At 71.9% G+C, this 6,376-nt stretch carries 6 protein-coding genes and 1 pseudogene; 4 read left to right on the top strand and 3 right to left on the bottom strand.

The genetic code is table 11. The features are described from left to right. The 3 genes and pseudogenes from ACLBYE_RS28885 to ACLBYE_RS28875 all read right to left on the bottom strand — a co-directional run. Window positions 1–433: pseudogene (locus tag ACLBYE_RS28885) on the bottom strand (hypothetical protein); the annotation flags it as partial. A gap of 175 nt (window positions 434–608) precedes the next feature. Next, window positions 609–842 carry a hypothetical protein gene (locus ACLBYE_RS28880; RefSeq protein ID WP_447696789.1) on the bottom strand — a complete coding sequence of 78 codons (234 nt, stop codon included), beginning with the start codon at window positions 840–842 and terminating at the stop codon, window positions 609–611. A gap of 230 nt (window positions 843–1,072) precedes the next feature. Continuing rightward, the gene (locus ACLBYE_RS28875) at window positions 1,073–1,681 is read right to left on the bottom strand and encodes a PAS domain-containing protein (protein ID WP_447696788.1); all 609 of its coding nucleotides are present in this window, start codon (window positions 1,679–1,681) and stop codon (window positions 1,073–1,075) included. 170 nt (window positions 1,682–1,851) lie between these two features. Between ACLBYE_RS28875 and ACLBYE_RS28870 the strand changes: the two genes are divergently transcribed. The 4 genes from ACLBYE_RS28870 (at window position 1,852) to ACLBYE_RS28855 (ending at window position 6,229) form a co-directional block, all read left to right on the top strand. Then, window positions 1,852–2,157 carry a hypothetical protein gene (locus ACLBYE_RS28870; RefSeq protein WP_447696787.1) on the top strand — a complete coding sequence of 102 codons (306 nt, stop codon included), beginning with the start codon at window positions 1,852–1,854 and terminating at the stop codon, window positions 2,155–2,157. A 97-nt stretch (window positions 2,158–2,254) separates the two neighbouring features. After that, on the top strand, window positions 2,255–3,826 hold the full coding sequence (locus tag ACLBYE_RS28865; protein ID WP_447696786.1) for an ABC transporter substrate-binding protein: 1,572 nt from the start codon (window positions 2,255–2,257) through the stop codon (window positions 3,824–3,826). A gap of 534 nt (window positions 3,827–4,360) precedes the next feature. Continuing rightward, window positions 4,361–5,695, top strand: a complete 1,335-nt coding sequence (locus tag ACLBYE_RS28860; protein ID WP_447696785.1) for an MFS transporter — start codon at window positions 4,361–4,363, stop codon at window positions 5,693–5,695. Between the two features lie 120 nt (window positions 5,696–5,815). Further along, window positions 5,816–6,229, top strand: a complete 414-nt coding sequence (locus ACLBYE_RS28855; protein ID WP_020094093.1) for a VOC family protein — start codon at window positions 5,816–5,818, stop codon at window positions 6,227–6,229. Window positions 6,230–6,376: the final 147 nt, after the last annotated feature.

Raw genomic sequence — 6,376 nt, 5'->3', positions numbered from 1 at the left:
GCGGCGCCGGGACGGTCTCGGCGGCGGGGTCCGTCGCGGCCTCGCCGGCGGCTTCGAGGACCGGCTCGGCCGGGGCCTCGAACATCGGCACGAGGCTCGGCAGGACGCGGCGCACCGGCGCGTCCGGCACCTTCCGTTCCGGGCGCGGCGCCGGTGCCGCCTGAGGGGCGGGCGCGGGTGCGGGCGGCGCGAGGGCGGCCTGCGCCAGTTCCGGCCACAGGATCTTGTCCGGGCGCGGCCGCGCCTCGGTGGCAGTCAGCGTTGTGCGGGCCGAACGGGTCTGCTTGACTTCGACCATGAACGGTCGCGCGCTGCGGCGCTTCATGTAAGATGATCCTTGGAAGCATTCGAGCGCGCGTGTCGGCGCCACGAACACACCGAGGTTAAGCCTGATCTCGGCCGTTGTCCAGAAAGACGACGTCGTACTGGTCAAATTTCTCTTTAGTCGAGATCGGCCGCGGTCGTTTCCAGGCCTCGGGTCGTGAAACCGAAGTCGTGATCGCCCGAGCACCTGCGGACACCGCCCCGTCGCCGCCCGGCGACGGGGCGATCCGCTGCGGGGCGATCCGCTGCGGGACGGGCGACGCGCGCGATCGGGTCGTCCGGGATCAGGCGGCCTGCGCCTGCGCGGGCGCCGCGCGGCGCCGCAGGGGAGCGGGCGCCCCGAACAGGGACTGGTACAGCGCCGCCGGCGTCCGCGCCTCGCCGCTGCCGTCCGTGATCGTCACCTCGGCCATGCCGGCCGCGATCAGGCTCATGCCCTGATCCAGGGCGGTCAGGACCGAGGCGTGCTGGTAGGCGAACCGGCGCGCGGACAGGCGTGCGGTGACGGTGAAGTGCATGACGACGATCCCGGGAAGCCGGACCCGCCGGGGTCCGGACGGCAACGGCGCGCGCGCGACGCGCTCAGGTGAGAACGGGGCTCCGGCAACGCCGCTGCCGGTCCCGCACCTGCTCGCGGCCAATAAAGTCGTTATCTTGACGAAAGCTTGTTCATCCCCGCTTTGCACGAACAAGGCGCACAATTAGCGGCTGGATTTAGTGGTTGCCGCCGCGCCGCTGCCGTCACGCTTCAGTTCAGGTGGCGGCGCCGCTCCGCGACCTGCCGCCGGGCCAGCCGTCGCCCCAGCGCCATCAGCAGCGCGTCCGCCTCGGCCTTCAGGGCCGGATCGCCTAGCGCCGCGATGGCGTCCTGCGCGGCGAGGGCGTGCTCGACCGCCCGGTCCAGGGGCGTGTCGCCGGGGCCGGGCGCGGTCGCGCCGCCGATCGCCTCGCGCGCGCGCAGCGCCGTGATGTCCACGAGGATCCCGCGCCCGCCCGTCGGCCGGCCGCCACGGTCGCTGGTGAAGCGGCCGCGCGCCAGGACCCAGCGCATCCGGCCGTCGACGGAGATCACCCGGTACTCGGCGACGTAGGAACTCCCCGCCGCGACGCTGCGGCGGATCAGGGCGACGACCCGGTCGCGGTCGTCGACGTGGATGGCCTCCTCGTAGACGGCCAGCGGGATGCCGGATTCCGCCGCCGTCGGATCGACCTTGAACAGGAGGGCGACCAGGGCGTCGACCCGCACCCGGTCCGTCGCGGGATCCCACGCCCAGTGCCCGATCATGTCGGCGGAATCGAGTGCGATCTGGAAGGCTTCGGGACAGGTCTGACCGACGGACGCGTTGGTCTTGGGCATGGCGGTGTACGTGTGCGGCTCCGGTCCGGTCGATCTACGGGTTCGGTAGCTGCAACCTCAAGACTTCTTTGACGCATTCATGCAACTGTTGCGTGCTGGCCACTCGCGTCCCGCCGGTCTCCTGTATTATGAATGCTCGAGCCAGCCCGCGCGCCAGAGCCTGACCGCCGATGGGATCGAAATCACCTGTCCGGAGCGGATCCTCCGGGGCTGCGGCGCCCGAGGACGACCTGTTCGAGCGCTCGGCGGCGCCGCACGCGCCGGGTGCCGGGCGGCTGCTGCAGCGGATCGCCGCCGCGCTGCAGGTTCCGGCCACCGCCCTGTACGGCCCGCCGGGTGCGGAGCGGGGCGCCGGCGTCGCGGGCGGGCGTGCCGACGAGGCCGACGCCCTGCTGCACGCCTACCGGCGCATCGACGATCCCGAGATCCGCCGCCGCGTCCTGACCCTCGTGCTGGATCTGGCGGCGGCGCGCTGACCGGCACGCAGACCGGAACGCTGACCGGCGCGCCCGTGATGCGCTTGGCCCGCCGCGTGCTAACCTGAGCGAGATTGCAACGCTTGGGCGAGTCGGCATGCTGAACAGACGATCCTTCATGGCCCTGTCGGGGGCCGCCCTCGCGACCCCGGCGCTGGCGCAGGGCAGTGCCGCCCGGACGCTCAAGTTCATCCCGCAGGCCGACCTGACGGTGCTCGATCCGATCTGGACGACCGCCTACGTCACCCGGAATCACGGGCTCGCCGTCTTCGACACGCTCTACGGCACCGATGCCGCCTACGCCGCCCAGCCGCAGATGGTGGCGGGCCACACGGTGGAGAACGACGGCAAGCTGTGGCGCCTCACCCTGCGGCCCGGGCTGACCTTCCACGACGGCAGCCCGGTCCTGGCCCGCGACTGCGTGGCGAGCGTCGCGCGCTGGGGCAAGCGCGACGCGATGGGCCAGACGCTCATGGCCTACACGGACGAGCTCTCCGCCCCGGACGACCGGACGATCCAGTTCCGCCTGAAGAAGCCCTTCGCGCTCCTGCCGGACGCGCTGGGCAAGGTCGGCTCCTCGATCTGCGCCATCATGCCGGAGCGTCTCGCCAAGACCGACCCGTTCACGCAGGTGACCGAGATGGTCGGCAGCGGCCCGTTCCGCTTCAAGGCGGACGAGCGCGTGGTCGGCGCCCGGGTGGTCTACGAGCGCTTTGCCGGCTACGTCCCCCGCGAGGGCGGCGAGCCGCAATGGACCTCGGGCCCGAAGCGCGTCCACGTCGACCGGGTCGAGTGGAACGTCATCCCCGACCAGGCCACCGCCGCCTCGGCCATGCAGACGGGCGAGATGGACTGGTGGGAGCAGCCGCCGGCCGACCTCGTGCCCACCCTCCGCGGGCTGACGACGCGGATCACCGACCCGACCGGCCTGATCGGCTGCCTGCGGATGAACCAGCTCCAGCCGCCCTTCGACAATCCGGCGATCCGGCAGGTGCTGCTGAAGGTCGTCGACCAGACCGACTTCATGCAGGCGGTGACCGGCACCGATCCCAAGCTGATCCACGTGCCGACCGGCTTCTTCTGCCCGGGCCTGCCCATGGCGAGCGACGTCGGCCTCGACGCCCTGACCAGCAAGCGCGACTATTCGGGCGCCAAGGCGGCGCTGGCGGCGGCCGGCTACAAGGGCGAGAAGGTGGTGCTGATGGGCGCCTCGGACTTCCCGAGCCTGAAGGCGCTCGCCGACGTGGCGGCCGACATGCTCACGCGCGCCGGCTTCAACGTCGACTATCAGGTCATGGACTGGGGCTCGGTGGTGCAGCGGCGCGCCAAGAAGGAGCCGGTCGCCCAGGGCGGCTGGAGCGCCTTCTGCACCTTCTGGGCCGGGCTCGACCAGGCGAACCCCGCGGTCAGCGCCTTCCTGCGCGGGACCGGCCAGAGCGCCGCGATCGGCTGGCCCACCAGCGCGAGGATCGAGGCGCTGCGGGACCAGTGGCTGGACGCCCCGGACACCGCCGCGCGCAAGCGGCTCGCCGGCGAACTCCAGCAGCAGGCCTTCGTCGACCTGCCCTACCTGCCCCTCGGCCAGTACTTCAACCAGACCTCGTACAAGCCGTCCCTGACCGGCGTCCTCGACGGCGTGCCGGTGTTCTGGAACGTCAAGAAGGGCTGAGGCGCAGGGGTCGCCCTCTTTCAAGACCTCGGGACGTGGGCACGGGATCAGCGGCTCCAGGTCCGTGCGCGCGCGCCTTTTTCGGGTACCCGAACGCGGAGAGGGTCGCGGTCCGGCGGCAGGGATCGCGCTGAACTGGCTCCGCGTCTCTCCGAGCGCGGCGAAGCAATCCAGCTGCGCCAAGCTTGACCGATGTCCGGCATCCCTGGGCAGCTTCGCTGCGCTCGCAAAGACGAACAGGCCATCGGCACCCCTACAGTCCTCCTGCACGAGCCTACTGTGCCGCCGGCACGGCGTCGTTCAACGGTATCCTGCCATACGAATACGCCGTTCCCTCCAACAAGTCCGATCGATTGAAGCCGCGCGCGCGCTTCCCAGCCGCATCGGGAACGGGGTAAGCAGATTCGGCACAGGTCACCGCCAGAGATGACCGGCCCGCGAGGAAGCCCGAGATATCCGTCTCACCGCCATCGCGGCGGTGCATCGACGCCCTCGACGCCGCGCGGATTCCATGACGCGACGAGGACACGCTCGATGACAGGCTTGGCGACAGGCTCCCCGGACGACGCCGCCCTGGAACGCTCGGCGATGCGCAGGATCGGCTGGCGGCTCGTGCCGTTCCTGATCCTCGCCTACTTCGTCTCCTTCCTGGACCGCGTGAATGTCGGCTTCGCGGCGATCCAGATGAACCACGATGTCGGCCTGTCGGCGACCGTGTTCGGCTGGGGCGCCGGCATCTTCTTCCTCGGCTACTTCCTGATGGAGATCCCCAGCAACCTGATGCTGGAGCGCTTCGGGGCGCGGCTGTGGATCGCCCGGATCATGGCGACCTGGGGGCTCATCTCCGCCGCCATGGCGCTGGTACAGGGGCCGTGGTCGTTCATCGCCCTGCGCTTCCTGCTGGGGCTCGCCGAGGCCGGGTTCTTCCCCGGCGTGATCCTCTACCTGACCTACTGGTTCCCCTCCGCCTACCGGGCGCGGATCATCGGGGTCTTCATGATCTCGATCCCGATCTCGTCGTTCCTGGGCTCGCCGATCTCCGGCGCGCTGCTCAACGTGACGGGGTTCGGCCTCGCCGGCTGGCAGTGGCTGTTCATCCTCGAGGGCCTGCCGGCGGTGTTCCTGGCCGTCGCGGTCCTGTGGCTCCTGCCGGACGGCCCGCGGGACGCGGCGTGGCTGCCGGCGGCCGAGCGGGACTGGCTGGAGCGGCAGCTCCGGGCCGAGGCGGCGCGCAACACCCGCGGCGGCCAGCCCGCGAAGCCGCCGCTCTGGGACATCCTGCGCGACCGGCGGCTCGCCCTCTTCGCCGCGATCTATTTCGGCTCGACGGCGAGCAGCTACGGGCTGTCGTTCTGGACGCCGCAGATCGTCAAGAGCTTCGGCCTCGGCAACGTCGAGACCGGGCTCCTGAACAGCATTCCGTACGGCTTCGCGTCCCTGGCGATGGTCCTCTGGGGCCGGCACAGCGACCGGACCGCCGAGCGGCGCTGGCACCTCGCGCTCTCGTTCCTGATCCTGGCGCTGGGGCTCGCGGGCGGCACGGTCCTGTCGGGGCTCGGCCCGGTCGTGGCGGCGCTCACGATCGCCGCCATGGGCGTCTACATGCTCAAGGGCCCGTTCTGGGCGCTCGCGACCGAGCAGATGCCGCCCGCCACCGCGGCGGCGAGCATCGCGGCGATCAACGCGGTCGGCAATCTCGGCGGCTTCCTCGGCCCCTACCTGATCGGCGCGATCAAGGACGGGACCGGCAGCTTCACCCTGAGCCTCCTGCCGCTCGTGGTCTTCGCCCTGCTCTCGGCCGCCCTGTCGCTGGTGCCGGGCCGCGCCCCGCGCCCCGACTCGGGCGCGCCGCGGCCGTCGGCCGTCTGAGCCCGCGGCGAACCGAGTCCGGGACCGGCCGGTTGGTCCGGTGCAGCCGCCCGGCGCTGCACCGGCCCGGCCCGGATGGGGTCCCGCGGGCCGTGACCGCGCCGCCGCCAGGAGATCGCCGTGCCCGAGCTCAACGCCATCCTGGAGACGGCGCTGTACGTCGCGGACCTCGACCGCGCCGAGGCCTTCTATCGCGACACGATGGGACTGCGCTGCCTCTTCACCGACTTCCGCATGCGCGCCTTCGACGTCGGCGGCCGCGGCGTCCTCCTGCTCTTTCCGGAGGGCGGGTCCCTGCAGCCGATCGAGACGCCGGGCGGTCTCATCCCGCCCCATGACGGCCGCGGCCCGGCCCATATCGCGTTCTCGATCGACGCCGACGCCCTCGCGCCCTGGGAGGACCATCTCGCGGCCGCCGGCGTGGCCGTCGAGGGGCGCACCCGCTGGCCGCGGGGCGGCGTCAGCGTCTACTTCCGCGACCCGGACGGGCACCTGCTCGAGCTGGCCACACCCGGCCTCTGGAAGGGCTACTGAGGCGGCGCCGGGCCGAGTCCGGGCCGAGTCCGGGTCGCGTCCGGGCCGGCTTCCGGCCGCCTGAACGGCGAAGGGGCCGCCTCCTCTGGGAAGCGGCCCCTTCGCGTGTCGGGTCGGGTGCGACGGTCGCGGTGCGAGCGTCGCACC

The organism is Methylobacterium sp. A52T (assembly GCF_053346095.1).
This window is presented reverse-complemented; position numbering and strand designations above follow the sequence as displayed.